Annotated in this window: 15 protein-coding genes and 1 tRNA gene; 9 read left to right on the top strand and 7 right to left on the bottom strand. The window is 59.7% G+C overall.

The window, feature by feature from the left end; genetic code table 11:
- Positions 1-891 carry an NAD(P)/FAD-dependent oxidoreductase gene (locus CHEJ32_RS0103315; RefSeq protein WP_028032576.1) on the bottom strand — a complete coding sequence of 297 codons (891 nt, stop codon included), beginning with the start codon at positions 889-891 and terminating at the stop codon, positions 1-3.
- Entirely contained in the window at positions 888-1,343 is a 456-nt protein-coding gene (locus CHEJ32_RS0103310; RefSeq protein ID WP_028032575.1) for an Rrf2 family transcriptional regulator, read from the bottom strand. The genes CHEJ32_RS0103315 and CHEJ32_RS0103310 overlap by 4 nt, the downstream gene beginning before the upstream one ends.
- Positions 1,344-1,455: 112 nt before the next feature.
- Between CHEJ32_RS0103310 and CHEJ32_RS0103305 the strand changes: the two genes are divergently transcribed.
- Both CHEJ32_RS0103305 and CHEJ32_RS0103300 read left to right on the top strand, forming a co-directional pair.
- Positions 1,456-2,211: a HugZ family protein gene (locus CHEJ32_RS0103305; protein WP_028032574.1), complete on the top strand. Its 756-nt coding sequence runs from the start codon at positions 1,456-1,458 to the stop codon at positions 2,209-2,211.
- Between the two features lies 1 nt (position 2,212).
- Positions 2,213-3,013: an RNA methyltransferase gene (locus tag CHEJ32_RS0103300; RefSeq protein WP_028032573.1), complete on the top strand. Its 801-nt coding sequence runs from the start codon at positions 2,213-2,215 to the stop codon at positions 3,011-3,013.
- Here the strand turns inward: CHEJ32_RS0103300 and CHEJ32_RS0103295 are convergent, their stop codons facing one another.
- Positions 3,014-4,198, bottom strand: a complete 1,185-nt coding sequence (locus CHEJ32_RS0103295) for a hypothetical protein (protein ID WP_028032572.1) — start codon at positions 4,196-4,198, stop codon at positions 3,014-3,016.
- Between the two features lie 76 nt (positions 4,199-4,274).
- Positions 4,275-4,814: a DUF1134 domain-containing protein gene (locus tag CHEJ32_RS0103290; protein WP_245260980.1), complete on the bottom strand. Its 540-nt coding sequence runs from the start codon at positions 4,812-4,814 to the stop codon at positions 4,275-4,277.
- Positions 4,815-5,156: 342 nt separating this feature from the next.
- On the opposite strand from CHEJ32_RS0103290, the gene chpT reads away from it, so the two are divergent.
- Complete coding sequence (gene chpT, locus CHEJ32_RS0103285; RefSeq protein ID WP_028032570.1) at positions 5,157-5,786, top strand: histidine phosphotransferase ChpT; 630 nt, start codon at positions 5,157-5,159, stop codon at positions 5,784-5,786.
- An 84-nt stretch (positions 5,787-5,870) separates the two neighbouring features.
- Complete coding sequence (locus tag CHEJ32_RS0103280; RefSeq protein ID WP_028032569.1) at positions 5,871-6,239, top strand: response regulator; 369 nt, start codon at positions 5,871-5,873, stop codon at positions 6,237-6,239.
- A gap of 150 nt (positions 6,240-6,389) precedes the next feature.
- Here CHEJ32_RS0103280 and ctrA read toward each other — a convergent pair whose 3' ends face one another.
- Positions 6,390-7,085, bottom strand: a complete 696-nt coding sequence (ctrA, locus tag CHEJ32_RS0103275) for a response regulator transcription factor CtrA (protein ID WP_028032568.1) — start codon at positions 7,083-7,085, stop codon at positions 6,390-6,392.
- A 435-nt stretch (positions 7,086-7,520) separates the two neighbouring features.
- On the opposite strand from ctrA, the gene CHEJ32_RS0103270 reads away from it, so the two are divergent.
- Entirely contained in the window at positions 7,521-7,889 is a 369-nt protein-coding gene (locus CHEJ32_RS0103270) for a flagellar export protein FliJ (RefSeq protein ID WP_028032567.1), read from the top strand.
- Between the two features lie 194 nt (positions 7,890-8,083).
- Positions 8,084-8,962, top strand: a complete 879-nt coding sequence (gene bla / locus CHEJ32_RS0103265; RefSeq protein WP_028032566.1) for a class A beta-lactamase — start codon at positions 8,084-8,086, stop codon at positions 8,960-8,962.
- A gap of 128 nt (positions 8,963-9,090) precedes the next feature.
- On the opposite strand, the gene CHEJ32_RS0103260 is transcribed toward bla, so the two are convergent.
- Positions 9,091-9,366, bottom strand: a complete 276-nt coding sequence (locus CHEJ32_RS0103260) for a DUF1153 domain-containing protein (protein WP_028032565.1) — start codon at positions 9,364-9,366, stop codon at positions 9,091-9,093.
- 232 nt (positions 9,367-9,598) lie between these two features.
- Here CHEJ32_RS0103260 and mnmA point away from each other — a divergent pair, with 232 nt between their 5' ends.
- A complete protein-coding gene (gene mnmA, locus CHEJ32_RS0103255; RefSeq protein WP_028032564.1) occupies positions 9,599-10,780 on the top strand; it encodes a tRNA 2-thiouridine(34) synthase MnmA in 1,182 nt (393 codons plus the stop codon).
- A 24-nt stretch (positions 10,781-10,804) separates the two neighbouring features.
- Here the strand turns inward: mnmA and CHEJ32_RS0103250 are convergent, their stop codons facing one another.
- Positions 10,805-11,797, bottom strand: coding sequence for a Gfo/Idh/MocA family protein (locus CHEJ32_RS0103250; protein ID WP_028032563.1), 993 nt, complete (start codon positions 11,795-11,797; stop codon positions 10,805-10,807).
- Positions 11,798-12,160: 363 nt separating this feature from the next.
- Here CHEJ32_RS0103250 and CHEJ32_RS0103245 point away from each other — a divergent pair.
- Together CHEJ32_RS0103245 and CHEJ32_RS26085 are read left to right on the top strand one after the other, a co-directional pair.
- Positions 12,161-12,237: transfer RNA gene (locus CHEJ32_RS0103245), tRNA-Met, on the top strand.
- Between the two features lie 57 nt (positions 12,238-12,294).
- On the top strand, positions 12,295-14,358 hold the full coding sequence (locus CHEJ32_RS26085; RefSeq protein WP_156936589.1) for a DUF6538 domain-containing protein: 2,064 nt from the start codon (positions 12,295-12,297) through the stop codon (positions 14,356-14,358).
- Positions 14,359-14,663 lie beyond the last annotated feature (305 nt).

Genomic DNA, 14,663 nt, shown 5'->3' with positions numbered 1-14,663 from the left:
TTAGCCTTCGTTGAAAACCAGCGATCGGTGGACCCCGAGGCCCGCCATCGTTCCATCGCCAACGGCAAGTGCGAGGCTCCCCGCCGGCCTGCCTGCATCGCCGCAGGCGAAGACACCGGGGACGGAAGTCTCCTTGATGGAATTGGTCTTGATGAAGGTACCGACGGCTCCTTGGTCGAGCTCACATCCGAGTTGTTCGGCAAGCGTGCTCGAAAGACGGGTGATCGTCGCAGTGAACAGACCTGCAAACGAGAAAAGGCGCCCATCACGCAGCCTTACGTCGGCATCGCCCTCGATCTTCTCGATCAATCCGGTCTCGATGGCCACATCGCGCCGTTTCAACTGGGCCAGTTCCTCCTCGCTTGGCGCGAAAATGCCATTGAGAAAGAAGGTGATCTTGCCCCATTCGGGCAAGAGCAGCGCGTGGTGCATGGAAGCTGGCGAAGAGGCGAGCACGCCGATGCTGCCGCCGCCGAGTTCGTAACCATGGCAATAGGGGCAATGAAACACGCCTTTGCCCCAACGCTCCTTGAGCCCGGGAATGTCGGGCAGATCATCGACCACGCCCATTGCAAGGATCAGGCGGCTCGCCTCATAGGCCTCGCCTCCTGCGGTCTCCACGATGAACCCCGTTTCCGTCCCGGCTGCCTTCTCCACCCGGCCCTGTTTCCACTCGACCGTGGGATAGGCCATCACTTCCGCGCGGGCGCGGGAGGCAATCTCGTTGGGCGCGGCGCCATCCTGCGTGAGGAAGCCGTGGGAGCTCTGGGCAAAACGGTTCCGGCGCTGCCCCTCGTCGATCACAAGAACACGACGGCGCGCGCGGGCCAGTTGCATGGTTGCGGCCAGGCCGGCATAGCTGCCGCCAACGACGATCACGTCAAATGTCATTCCGAATGCCTCTGCTTGTGGCTGTAGTGATGAGCAATGCCCAGCCGATAGTCCTCGGCCAGCTTAGCTAGGGTGATGTCCCCCAGCCGGCCAATGAGAAACGTTTCCGCCTCCCGAAATGCCCCGGCAAGCTCACGGTTGACCGCGCGCTCGATCAGGCAGGACGGATTGTCCAGATGAAATCCCATGGCCAGCACCACCGGCGAACCTAAGGCATCATAGATGTCCTTCAGCGTCACTTTGGAAAGATCACGGGCAATCTCCCAACCGCCGCCATGGCCCTTGGCCGAACGTACAATTCCCGCTTCACGAAGGCCCGCCATCGTACGCCGGACGACGACGGCGTTGGTGTCCATGCAGATGGCAAGCTCCGCGGATGTCATCGGCCTTCCCTGCTCCGCCAGATGAAGCAGGGCATGGAGTGTTGCGGAAAGTCTGCTGTCTCTTCTCATGTAACTTTTTATGATACATGATAGCTGTGAGGTCAAGCCCCTACCGCTGATCGAGGAAAAAGCTTGCGAACGCCTGCGCGGTGCGCAATCGAGGGCCGGAAAGGACAAGGCGATGGAAGACGGAAAGAAGGACCCGATCCTTGAGACGGATGCCGAGGCGATCCGCCTTGCAAAGACTCTCTTGCGCACCGCACGTTTCGGCGCGCTGGCTACCCTTGATCCGGCGGATGGCGCGCCGCTCGCCACGCGCGTGGCGGTAGCGACCGACATGGACGGCACGCCGCTGATCCTCGTCTCGGCGCTTTCCGCACATACGAAGGCGCTGGCAGCCGACCCGCGCTGCTCGCTTCTTGTGGGCGAGCCTGGCAAGGGCGATCCCCTCGCCCATGCGCGGCTGACGATCAAGGCGCGTGCGGAGAAGCTCGAGCGGGGAATGCCGGCGCATGACCATGCCGCGCGGCGATATTTGAATCGCCACCCCAAGGCTAGGCTATACGCGGATTTTCCCGATTTCGCCTTCTTCAGGCTCTCGCCGGAAAGCGCCCTGCTCAACGGCGGTTTCGCCCGTGCCTATCGGCTGAACCGCGAGGAGATCCTGACGGACGGGCCGCTGCAAGCCTTTCTCGACATGGAGCAGCGCGCTGTCGATCACATGAACGAAGATCATGCAGATGCGGTGGAGAACTATGCCGTCCACTTCGCCAAGGCTGAGCGCGGCAAGTGGGCGCTGACCGGCATCGACCCTGAAGGCATAGACCTTGCGAAGGGAGATGAGATCAGGCGCGTCCTCTTCCAGGAGCGGCTGAGCGATGCATCGCAGGTGAGGCCCGCTTTGGTGGACATGGCCAGGAAAGCGCGTAGCGCCTGATATGCCGCAGGAACTCATCCGCATAGAAACCCCCGATGATCCGCAAATTTCCGCCTATAGGAACATTCGCGAACGCGATCTCGTCGGACGCCAGGGGCGCTTCGTGGCTGAGGGCAAGGTGGTGCTGAACGTGCTCTTCTCCACGTCGCGCTTTGCCGCCGAATCCGTGCTTCTGCTCGAAAATCGCGTGTCGGGCATGGAGGACGTGCTGGAACGCGTGCCGGCGGATGTCCCGGTCTACGTGGCAAGCAGCGCGGTTATGGACGCTGTCGCGGGCTTCCACATGCATCGCGGCGTGCTCGCCATCGGCATGCGCGGCCGGGATGAAAGTGCGGAAGCGCTGATCGCGGGTCTGCCCGAGCACGCGCTGGTGGTCGTTCTCTCCGGGATTGCCAACCATGACAACATGGGCGCGATCTTCCGCAACGCTGCCGCCTTCGGTGCGGATGCCGTGCTCCTCGATGCCGAATGTTGCGACCCGCTTTACCGCAAGGCGATCCGCGTCTCCGTCGGAGCTGCGCTGAAGGTGCCCTTCATCAGGAGTGGAAGCGCGTCCACGCTGATAGACGCGCTGACCGAGCAAGGCTTCGACATACTCGCCCTCAGCCCAAGCGGCGAGCAAGAGATCGACAGGATCGAGCGGGCGCCGCGCACCGCACTCCTTCTTGGCGCGGAGGGCCCTGGATTACCCGCCGCGCTGCTTGCCCGTCTTCCTTCGGTGCGAATTCCAATGAGGAAGGATTTCGATAGCCTCAATGTCGCCGCGGCGACCGCGATCGCCCTTCACCGCCTCTGGCGATAATCATTCCGCGGCGGAATTGCCGCGCAATACCCTTACACGTTCGGCAAGGCTCACTGGCCGGTCACCGCCCTCGTCCACGTCCTGCGCTGCCAGGGATTGCTCGATGGGTGAATCTGGCCCTTCAAGCGTAGCGGCAACATCCACCATGTTTGCCGCAAAATCAGCAATGCGCTCGCGCAGGACCTCGTCGTCTGCCTCGCCGACGTGGCCGGCCCCTGCGAGCTCGGCGCGCAACCTCTTGTTTTCACGTATCAGAGTGGTCAGCCGCGACTGAAGCCTTTCCATCTCCGACTTGCGGGGGGTAACCGCTTTTCCACCTTTGCCCTTCGGGGCGAGAAGGGAAGAAAGTTTTTGCGAGAGTTCAGCAACCTGCGCTTCAAGCTGGGCTTTTTCTCCCTCGACCTCTTCCAGGCGGCCAGGTTTCTCCCCCGTCATCTCAAGCTTCCGCTTCAAGCGCACAACTTCCTTTTCGCGGCGTTCGAGCTTTTCCTCACGATTGGAAATGGCGGCAATCATCCCATCCAGCTTGCGTTCGAGCTCATCGGCACGCGCGCGTTCGATGAGAAGCGCCTCCTCCGCCGCAGCCTTATCGGCCATGGCATCACGGATAACCCGGTCAGCCTCCTTCCGCTGGTTGCGCAGGAGATTGATTGAGTCATTGAGCTGCTCGATGCTGGCGTCCCTGGCGACGAGATCGACCTGCCGGCTGCTGGCCGTGAGACTTGCCTCCTCATACAAGTGGGAAAGCTCTTCGACTTCCTTGACGCGTTTTTGAAGCTGCCGTTCGAGCTGCGCAACCTTCCTGGTTCTCTTCTCCAGTTCTGCTTCGCGTTCCCCTAGGCTTGCAGCAAGACGGTCCCGCTCGGCTTCAAGCTCCGCAATTACCGCCTCGCCCTCCTTGAACCGTTCCACCTTCTCACGCAGGACGTTGATTTCAACGAGATCGTCTGCCGCCTTTCTCTTCAGCGACTCGTTTTTCATCTCGATGAGACGCAAGGCCATCACGTGCTCGGCCTTTACGGCATCAATCTCAGCCTCCAACTCCTCCCGCGTCATCGGAAGGGTCGCCTCGATGCGACGACGCGCAAGCTCGCCCGCGCGACGCCACAGGGCCGGCACAAGGAAGAGCGCAAGAGCCGCCGCGATCAGGAAGCCGAGAATGAAGGACAGAGCGATTTCGATCACGAGCAATGGGTCCTGATGCGTTGATGCTCTCAGTGTGCCACGACCGAGCAGGAATTCCAGTGGCGCGCCTGCATCATCAGAAAGGATTCCATGTCGGTCGCGCGGTTACTTTCAAGTAACCGATATTGACACCCAGCCGGGCGCCGACGCCAGTGCGAATAGGCACGATCAGCACGGGACCATTCTTGAGCACGTTGAAACCGAGGCCCGCGACAATATAGGCCGACCCGGCAACCCCGGCATATCTCCGGTAGAGACTGTTCACCTGATCGAGATTGTAAACGAGGATCATCACCTGCGAGCCTTGCCCACCGAAGTCCCAACCGATCGATGGTCCCTGCCAGTATGTGGCGTGATCTCCGGCGTTTTTCGTGTAGAGCGTCCCCTCGCCATAAGTCAGCCCGCCAACAAGCGCCCCCGAGCCTTCCTGGCCGAGGACATAGCCGTTGGGCAGGCCATAGGTGGAGAAGACCTTCTCGACCAGCGTTGCGAGGCCACCCGTCGTCGCGCCGAAGAAATTGCTTCCGGCCTCGACGATCTCCTCCATCGTATACCCATTCTCCTGGGCGCGGGCCGATGGCTGCGGGAGCACAATCACCGCCGCCAACGCCACCATGACCAGGATGGCAAAGCGCGACTTTGCGCGATTGAAGAAGCTGGATAGCATCGATTTCATCTCCTTGTACGCGACTGCACGTCAGGACCTGCGCGTTTCGCTGACACCGCCCCCCGATTCCAGACAATGGGAGAGTAAGTCGTAATTCTTTTTCAACCATTAAGCGCGCATCGCACTCGGCGGTAAGAAGCGATTTTCCTGCATATGAACGTGTGCTGGCGCGCGGTTTGTTGCCCCGAAACGGCTCATGTGTAACCAAGGGTGTCATTCTGGGGACTATGATTCGCGCCCAGGGCCTAGCCCGCCCTGTCGTTTGCGATTTGCCATAGGGGATGTTGAAACATGACGGATATTTTCACGCTCAGCGCGCCGGATCTTGCCGCCCTTCTGTGCAGCCGCGTGTGCCATGACATCATCTCTCCGGTGGGAGCGATCAACAACGGGTTGGAGCTCCTGGACGAAGGCGGCACCGACGAAGACGCCATGCAGCTCATCCGGGCAAGCGCGATCAATGCGTCGGCGCGGCTCCAGTTCGCCCGCATCGCCTTTGGAGCGGCCGGCTCCGCGGGCATGCAAATCGACACGGGCGATGCGGAAGCTGTAGCGACGGCCTTCATCCGTAACGAGAAGCCGGACCTGGAATGGATCGGCGGACGAGCGCTCCTGCCAAAGAACAAGGTCAAGCTTCTCCTGAATCTCGTGCTGATCGCAAATGCCACTATACCGCGCGGAGGCAAGCTCACCGTGCGCCTCGAGAACCTGGACACCGCGCCTGTTTTCACCATCAATGCGAACGGCCCGATGGTTCGCGTGCCTCCCAAATTCCTGGAACTCCACGCTGGGCGTCAGCTCGAAGAGCCGATCGACGCTCATAGCGTCCAGTTCTATTACACCCTTCTCCTCGCCCGCGAGACGGGCATGGCGGTCTCCATTCATGCCTCGCCGGAGGAGATCGTCCTCAAGGCCGCTTAGGAAAATCTTACCGCGTGGCTTGATATGGTTGGAAACCTCGTGTCGGAGGTTTCACCAGGGAGCATTCGCCGAGCTGATCAGATGATGAAGCGCTGCCTGATAGTGGACGATTCCAGCGTTATCCGCCAGGTGGCGAAGCACATACTGTCCAGCCCCGAGATGCTGGTTGTAGAGGCGGCGAGCGGCGCTGACGCACTTGATATCTGCTCCCATGGAAAGCCGGACATCATTGTCGTCGACCATCTGCTGCAGGACATGAATTCCTGCGAATTGATCGCCCGGATCATGGGACTCTATGAAGAGGATAAACCCGCCATCCTGCTCTGCATGTGCGAGCTTGACATTGGCCTTCTTATGCGGGCCAAGCGCGCGGGCGCACGCGGCTATATTCAAAAGCCCTTTACGCGTCAGATTCTGCTGGAGAGCTTACGGGAGTTTCTGACGGACGCTTAAAACAAAAACCCGGCAATTTAGCCGGGTTTCTTCGCTACAGCCTCGGCCCGAAAACCGGAATCGGTTTTTAGGACAGCCCGATGCGCCGATCCAATCACTTACAGCGTCCTTTGTGCGTCCGAATGGACGCGCGGCGCTGTAGATGAGCACTCAGGCGCTTTCGCGCATTTCCTCCGGTTCGCGCAGCACATAGCCGCGACCCCATACGGTCTCGATATAGTTCTGGCCGCCGGAGGCCATATCGAGCTTCTTGCGGAGCTTGCAGATGAAGACGTCGATGATCTTCAGCTCCGGCTCGTCCATACCGCCATAGAGGTGGTTGAGGAACATTTCCTTGGTGAGCGTCGTACCCTTGCGGAGCGAGAGAAGCTCCAGCATCTGGTATTCCTTGCCCGTAAGATGCACGCGCTGCCCCGCTACCTCGACCGTCTTGGCATCGAGGTTCACGATCAGGTCACCCGTCGTGATAACCGACTGCGCGTGCCCCTTCGAGCGGCGGACAATCGCGTGGATGCGGGCGATCAACTCGTCCTTGTGGAAAGGCTTGGTCATGTAATCGTCGGCACCGAAGCCAAGGCCCCTCACCTTGTCCTCAATGCCGGCCATGCCGGAAAGGATGAGGATCGGCGTCTTCACCTTCGAAAGGCGAAGCGTTCTCAAAACCTCGTAGCCGGACATATCCGGCAGGTTCAGGTCGAGGAGGATGATGTCGTAATCATAAAGTTTGCCGAGATCGACGCCCTCCTCGCCGAGATCGGTCGTATAAACATTGAAACTCTCGGACTTCAGCATCAATTCGATGCTTTGTGCGGTCGCACTGTCGTCTTCTATCAACAAAACGCGCATCTTATTCCCCTTTCCGCCGCCGACCGGGACTGGCGGGCATCCGGCACGGAGCATTCAGCACCCGGATCGAAAGCTGCCAGTTAATGGTTAACAATATCTGATTCGCCCCTCAAAACGCTAAGCGCTTTTTTCAGCTTTCGCTGACACATGCTTGAATCGAAACGCTGAATCACGGTTATACTCTCTTTAGCTCCAGCCCGGCGGGGCGTCATCGCACATCGACATCTCGTTCAGGCTTCGGCCGCAGATTTCCGCCCCGGAATTTTTACCGTGCCTTAAGCCATCAGCCTTATGATTAACAATGCCCGTAAACGAATGGTTACCGTGGGCGGCAAATTTTAGGATTTTGTTTGCCAAAGGCGCTCCACAGGGTGCCGTGCCTGGAAACGGTTAATGCGGGCGGGGGCGTGCGTACGCGTTTTGTGGGAGTTTCTGATGAAGTCACGTGAGAACCTGGTACGGCTGAAACAATTTCAGGTGAACGAGAAACGCCGGCGCCTCGCCCAGCTCGATGCGATGATTTCCGAATTCGAGCGCATGGCCATCGAACTGGACGCACAAGTTGCGGCCGAGGAGACAAAGGCTGGCATTACCGACCAGAACCACTTTGCCTATCCCACCTTCGCCAAGGCTGCCCGGCTGCGCCGGGATAACCTGCGGATTTCGCAGGCTGAATTGGTACAGCAGAAAGAGCAGGCAGAGCATGATCTCGCCGAGGCCGAAGCTGAACTTCGCAAGGCCGAGGCGCTGGAAACGCGGGATGGCAGGCGCAGCGACGGTGCGCCACGTGCGGCCGCCGGCTGACCGGTCCATCTGCTTCGAGCAGAGGCCCTTGGCTCCTTACGAAATACCATCACGCCGACCATCTTTGGCCGATCGGCACCCGATCTCGTTCGAGCAGCCCCGGTCACCGGGATTGCATGCGGTGTGCAACCGCCGCAAATTTGCCCTGAACTCCATCCTTTCTCCCGTCGATTTTCGTCGATTGCAGGACAAGGATGTTTTTGATGATTTCTCGACGGGCCCTACTCGCCGCCTCCGCGCTTCTCGCATTTCCCCTGGCGGCGGGTCACGCCTCGGTCTCGCAGGCGGTAAGCGATCGTCTCGCCTTGCTGGAGAAGAGGTCGGGCGGTCGTTTGGGTGTTGCCATTCTCGACGTCAGGACCGGGCTGATGGCGACGCATCGCGCAGACGAGCGCTTTGCCATGTGCAGCACCTTCAAGGCGATCGCAGCGGCGGCCGTCCTGGCCCGGGTGGACGCCGGAAGGGATGATCTCGAACGCCGAATTACCTACGGTAAGGACAAGCTCATTGTCTGGTCCCCGGTAACGGAAAAGCACGCGGGCGGTCGCGGAATGACACTCGGCGCGCTCTGCGATGCGGCCGTCACCATGAGCGATAACACGGCAGGAAATCTCCTGTTGGAAAGTCTGGGCGGCCCTGAGGGACTGACGGCGTTTTTCCGCTCCCTTGGAGACGATGTCAGCCGTCTCGACCGTTGGGAACCGGACCTCAACAATGTGCCGCCCGGCGACCCTCGCGATACGACGACTCCGGCGGCTATGCTGCGGAGCCTGCAAAAAGTCGTTCTTGGCGACGCTCTCTCGCAAACCTCCCGGCAACGCCTTGCGGACTGGCTGATCGCCAACCAGACCGGCGACGCGCGGTTGCGTGCCGGCTTCCCCGATGGCTGGCGCATCGGCGATAAGACCGGCACGGGAACCACCGTGGCAAGTGATATCGCGGTTGCCTGGACACCGGAAGGCGCCACCCTTCTGATCTCTGCCTATCTCGAAGCGCCTGAACTGTCGGCGTCGGATCGCGACAAGATCTTCAAGGAGATCGGGGAGATCGCAGCGGAAATGGCCGAAGCATAATCGCTTCAGCAAGCATGTTGGCCCCGGCTCAGGAATTTACCTCATTGGCTGCGCGGGCGCATCAGTGCCCACGCGAGATCGGACTGTGTGCCAATGGGGCGAGCGAGCGTGATTTCCCCTGCCCCCACCTAATGCCGGTACTGCTGGATACGCGTGGTCCTCAGCCCCTGCAGCCCATACTCGTCAATGGAAGCTTGCCAGGAGAGGAACTCCTCCACGGTGAGGCGATAGCGCTGGCAAGCCTCTTCCAGGCTCAGCAAACCGCCACGCACGGCAGCCACCACCTCCGCCTTGCGACGAATGACCCAACGGCGCGTGTTGGTGGGCGGCAGATCAGCAATCGTCAACGGACTGCCATCAGGACCGATGACATATTTCACGCGCGGTCGAACCAGATCGGTCATCGTACTCTCTACACTAACCAAGACCTCATCGCGACAATAAGGCGACAGCTTTTAAGATTTGCCTAAACGCCTGGTAATGCTAACGTAACGGAAGTGAATCCTGCGTTAGGAATTGCAGGGCATCTTGAATCAAATGCGAAGCACTTCCGCCACGTCGCCGGCCGGTGCTTCATTGCCCATCTTGACCTTGGCTCGCCCCATTGCCATTTAGCCCGCGAGCAGATTGGAATTTTTGACCATGAACAGCCTTGACCTTCCGGGACGCCCTGAAGCGACGCGCGTTGTCGTCGCCATGTCTGGCGGCGTCGATTCCTCCGTCGTTGCAGGCCTGTTGGCCAAGGAAGGCTACGAGGTCGTGGGCGTCACGTTGCAACTTTACGATCATGGCGCCGCCGTCCATCGTGCGGGGTCCTGCTGCGCGGGCCAGGACATCGACGATGCGCGCCGCGTTGCCGAAACGCTGGGCATCGCCCACTACGTGCTCGATTATGAGGAGCGCTTCCGCAAGGCTGTGATCGACCCCTTCGCCGAAAGCTACGTTACCGGCGAGACCCCCATTCCCTGCGTTTCCTGCAACCAGACGGTCAAGTTCTCGGACCTTCTTGAGACGGCGCGCGAGCTCGGTGCCGACGCACTGGCGACCGGCCACTACATTCGCTCGCGCCCCAACGGGTCGCACCGGGCGCTCTATCGCCCCGTGGATGCCGATCGCGACCAAAGCTATTTCCTGTTCGCCACCACACAAGAACAGATCGATTATCTTCGTTTCCCCCTGGGCGGAATGTCAAAGCCCCAGGTCAGGGCCATTGCGGAGGAAATGGGGCTTTCCGTTGCCACCAAGCACGACAGTCAGGACATCTGCTTCGTGCCCCGCGGCAAATACTCCGACGTGATCGCAAAGCTCAAGCCGGGTGCTGCCAACCCCGGTGAGATCGTCCATATCGATGGCCGCGTGCTCGGTCGTCACGACGGCATACTGCATTACACCATCGGCCAGCGTCGCGGCATCGGCATTGCCACTGGCGAACCGCTCTATGTGGTTCATCTCGATGCGGAGCATTCCCGTGTGGTCGTGGGCCCGCGCGAGGCGCTGGAAACGCGCCGGCTGTTCCTTCGTCAGGTGAACTGGCTCGGCGATACACCGCTGCAAGACCTGCCGACCAGCGGAATGGACATTTTCGCCAAGGTACGTTCAACGCGGCCGCCGGCGCCAGCGACCATCCACCATCGCAACGGGGCGACCTGGGTGGAGTTGCACGAGGGTGAAGCCGGCGTCGCTCCCGGGCAGGCCTGTGTGCTCTACTCGGACGACAGCAACGACGCGCGCGTTTTCGGCGGCGGCTTCATCGAGCGCTCCGAACGACGCGCCGATGCGGAAGAGATGCTTTCCCGGCTGGAGAGGCTTTCAGCCTGAGACAGTGGGGGCACCCACCGTCGACTACTGCCCAGCCTGCTGGGCCAGAAAATCAGCCTTGTGGCGGCTGTGGATGATCGTGCCGGCGGTGAGGATGCGCAGAACCTCGATTGCCTCCTCACCTGTGGTCCGCGGCTCCTGCTTGTTCTCGATGCAATCCATGAAATGCTGGAGCTCCCGGGTGAGTGGCATGCCTTCTTCAACGGGCACGTAAGTGGGCTCATTGGTGGTAAAGGCCCATTGGCCGCTGTCCTGCCAGATGGCATGGCGGTAGATCGCGAGTTTGCGATCCCAGGGCTCGACATCGTCGAAGACGGCCATTGCCTTGCTGCCGACGACGGTGAGCCGCCGCTCGCGATAGGGATTGAGGCGGGAAGCGAAGAGGTGGCTTCTCAATCCGTTCGCAAAGCGCATATGCAAATGCGCAAAATCGCTGAGGTGGTCAAGCAGAGCCGCCCCCTCGCCGCGCACTTCGACCGGCGGCGCGCCGGTGATGGCAAGGATCATGGAAAGATCGTGCGGGGCAAGATCCCAAAGCGCATCGTTTTCCGTGTGAAACTTGCCGAGCCCGAGCCGGTGCGAATGGATATAGCGGACCTCGCCCAGCTCCCCCGCATCGATGAGGGCCTTCAGCTTCTCGAAAGCCGGATGGAAGCGCAGAACATGGCCCACCATATAGATCCGCTTCGCGGCATGCGCCGCGCGCACCGCGCGCTCCGCATCGGCCACAGTGAGCGCTATGGGCTTCTCCACGAGCACATGCTTACCGGCTTCCACCGCCTTGATCGCGTTCTGGGCATGGAATTGCGGCGGCAGCGCCATCACCACCGCATCCACTTCCGAAGCCCGGAACAGATCGTCAGGATCTATGGCTCGGCATTCCTGCTCGCTGGCAAAACCTTCCGCCCTCGCCCGATTGGCGTCGGAAACGGCATAAAGAACACCCAACGACTTTAAAGTGCGGATGTGGTTCGCCCCCCAATATCCACACCCGAGAACGGCGATACGCGGCTTCATACAATCTTCACACGATTTGCTTGCCCGGACACATATCGATGCAGAGGCCGCAACTCAAGCCCGATGCTGTTTTGCCGTCATTGAAAAGGGCCTCTGCTCACGACAAGGGACGGAGGGCGTCCTGCCTCAGAGCCATTTCCTACAGACGTTCCGGCAGACGTTTCCTCCTTCCAACCTCCGTTTAGGAATGCGACTTCCTGGTGCGTTCTTCATCTGCTGAGCCACGACATCACGACCCGCTTCGTCGACCGGCAGCAATTCTCACGTGAGGAAATGAGGAAACAGACAATACGGGCGCTTGACACCGTTCGGCATGGGACCTTATATCCGCGCGTCGTCAGGTCGGGTCGGCACCACTTGAAGGGCGGAGTAGCTCAGTCGGTTAGAGCAGAGGAATCATAATCCTTGTGTCGGGGGTTCGAGTCCCTCCTCCGCTACCACTAGTTGGCCAGCCAGAAAGATCAGTCAGTTAGCATCGAACGGAGGTTCGAGCGACTGTGAGTCATCTCACGCAGATGTACGTGGGAGATGCAATGGCGTTGCCTTCTTATATGTCCCGACGCGACGGGCGTTATTACATGCAGGTTCGACTCCCCCAGCCCATGGTCTCGCTTAGCGGGCTTCGCCTCTACAGGGCGTCGTTAAGAACCAGCGACTATCTTCAGGCACGAATACGACTTGCAGAGTGCCTGGGATGGTTGCACCGGATGAACGATAGCGTCGACTACGTGGACTTGTTCCAAAAAAACGTCCGTCAGCTGCGTCTATATTTAGCAGACCCAATCCGGATATCGGAGGACCGCCTGGTCGCTCGCCGCAACTTCGAGGAACTTCTCAAGAACCTCACTCGACGCGCGAAAGCGCAAGGGTGCGATCCGGACATGATCGAACCAGAGTTCCGACCATTGTTTGAGCTCTTCGTGCGTCAGAACGTCAAAGCCGAAGCGCTGAGCAGACGAGTCGAGGGAATTCTACAGTACGAACGCGGACGGGCGGACATGCAGATGGCAATCTCGTTGGGAGCAGTCCAAGCAAGCCACATCCCCGTTGTGCCGCTTTCTCCTGAGACGCCAGTTTTCCCGGCGCACGCTGCCGACCCGCTCACAATTTCGCATAACGAGGCCCTTAAGCCGAAACCGCATGATTTTGACGCGGGTGACAGGCATCTATCAAAGCGGGCAGACGGTCCGAACATCGTCGTTGCCCCCTCACGAACCTCGCTTTCCGACGTGATGGCGGACACACGACGATCGCCCTCCTTCCAAGCGAACGACGACGAACAGCTGGAAGATCACAGAGTAGGCGTGGAGGATGAATCCGCGCCACTTAAAGCTTCCCTCCGCTTCTCCGAGGCACTGGCAGCCTACGAAGAGGCAGACATCAGGAAGGGGGGAAACGCTGATGGGCGATCGATCGTGAAGCTGATCGTCCAGTTCATCATCGACAAGATGGGGGATCCTCTTCTCGCTGAGTTCGATGAGGAGGCCACTAAAACCCTCGATGAAATGCTGCCCCATATCCCTGATCGCAGGAACATTCCGCGCGAACATACCGGGAGCCTTGCGGCACGCTACGACTATGCGCAGAAGCATGGGTGGGACAACCTGAAGCGCCTCACAGAAGCCCGGTTGAAGAACGGCTACCACAATGCTCTGTCCCGCTTCTTCGGCTGGCTGATCGAGCAGGAACTCTACCGACTGCCTCTTCCAAAGTTTTCTGCGACGAGCGACGAAAATCTGGTTTCGATCGAGCGGGACGCCTTCTCGACTGAGGAAGTTACCAAGATCTTCTCGCTACCCCTCTTCACTGGCTGCATGAGTCCAGAGCGGATCTGGGTCAAGGGCGACTGTCTGGTTCAGAACCACCTCTATTGGGCCTACGTGATCTCGTTCCTTACTGGCGTGCGGGCAGGAGAGCTTGGGCAGATTGAACTCGACGATATCGAAGCAGAAGGCGGCATCTATTACCTACAGCTGCGCGGTTTTGACCCGAAGAAGGGCCGCGTCGCTCGTAAAGATGTGAAGCGCTTTAAGACCCAGTCGTCGCACCGGACGATCCCTCTCCACCCCCTCCTTCTCGACTTGGGCCTGCTTGATCGGATCGATGATCTGCGATCGATTGGCTGTCCGGTCCTGTTTCCCGAGTGGGAGCCCTATCCAAAGCCTGGCGGGGAGATGAGATGGGGCCAACCCCTGACAAAGAGCTTCCAATATCTGAGAGGCAAAATCGGCTTCGAACGATTTGACGTCACACTCTATTCGTCCCGCCACTGGTTTGCCGAGCTGATCGACAACTCCAAGATCAAGGACGCCGCACGCCGAAAGCTGATGGGGCACACAGGAAACAACGAGATACCGTCCCGATACGGGCGAAAGCAGCGGTTGACCAATCATGATCTGACGGAGTTCGCCAAAATCCTGTCCCCAGAAATCAACCTGATCGCGGAGCTTCTTATGCCCTCTAAGGAGCGGGCAGATAGGGGAGAGCTGAGGGTGCTGAAACCGTGGTTGAACTCGGCGAACTGGTCCGTCTATTACAGAGAAAAGTTGGGCCGAAAGTAGACTTGAAGGCGCAAAGGCGAGCGTTCGCTGTGAGCACAAGGCGCAGACGTCTGCCAGACTTGACGCCGGATTTTTGGGTGCGTAGAGAGCCGACCCAAACTGCCGGCACGCGAAGGATAGTGAAGACGTCCTGCCATTGGCTGATGACCAATGACAAAGCGTACGCTCGGACCCCTTTCACACTGGTATCGTCGCGGCTCTCCCCAGCCAGCTAAACGCTGAATCACACGACGAACAATAGAACCGTTCGGCCATCCTCCCAGTGGGTGTAGATCGCTAAAGCAGGTCTCATCACATCCATCTCT

The organism is Chelativorans sp. J32, assembly GCF_000518985.1.
Lineage (GTDB): Bacteria > Pseudomonadota > Alphaproteobacteria > Rhizobiales > Rhizobiaceae > Chelativorans.
The sequence above is the reverse complement of the archived record's forward strand: the minus strand, read 5'-3'. Positions and strand labels throughout refer to the sequence as shown.

Coding starts and splice junctions, on each gene's coding strand:
- CHEJ32_RS0103315 (WP_028032576.1), bottom strand. CDS start 891: ATGACATTTGACGTGATCGTCGTTGGCGGCAGCTATGCCGGCCTGGCC.
- CHEJ32_RS0103310 (WP_028032575.1), bottom strand. CDS start 1,343: ATGAGAAGAGACAGCAGACTTTCCGCAACACTCCATGCCCTGCTTCAT.
- CHEJ32_RS0103305 (WP_028032574.1), top strand. CDS start 1,456: ATGGAAGACGGAAAGAAGGACCCGATCCTTGAGACGGATGCCGAGGCG.
- CHEJ32_RS0103300 (WP_028032573.1), top strand. CDS start 2,213: ATGCCGCAGGAACTCATCCGCATAGAAACCCCCGATGATCCGCAAATT.
- CHEJ32_RS0103290 (WP_245260980.1), bottom strand. CDS start 4,814: ATGGTGGCGTTGGCGGCGGTGATTGTGCTCCCGCAGCCATCGGCCCGC.
- chpT (WP_028032570.1), top strand. CDS start 5,157: ATGACGGATATTTTCACGCTCAGCGCGCCGGATCTTGCCGCCCTTCTG.
- CHEJ32_RS0103280 (WP_028032569.1), top strand. CDS start 5,871: ATGAAGCGCTGCCTGATAGTGGACGATTCCAGCGTTATCCGCCAGGTG.
- ctrA (WP_028032568.1), bottom strand. CDS start 7,085: ATGCGCGTTTTGTTGATAGAAGACGACAGTGCGACCGCACAAAGCATC.
- CHEJ32_RS0103270 (WP_028032567.1), top strand. CDS start 7,521: ATGAAGTCACGTGAGAACCTGGTACGGCTGAAACAATTTCAGGTGAAC.
- bla (WP_028032566.1), top strand. CDS start 8,084: ATGTTTTTGATGATTTCTCGACGGGCCCTACTCGCCGCCTCCGCGCTT.
- CHEJ32_RS0103260 (WP_028032565.1), bottom strand. CDS start 9,366: ATGACCGATCTGGTTCGACCGCGCGTGAAATATGTCATCGGTCCTGAT.
- CHEJ32_RS0103250 (WP_028032563.1), bottom strand. CDS start 11,797: ATGAAGCCGCGTATCGCCGTTCTCGGGTGTGGATATTGGGGGGCGAAC.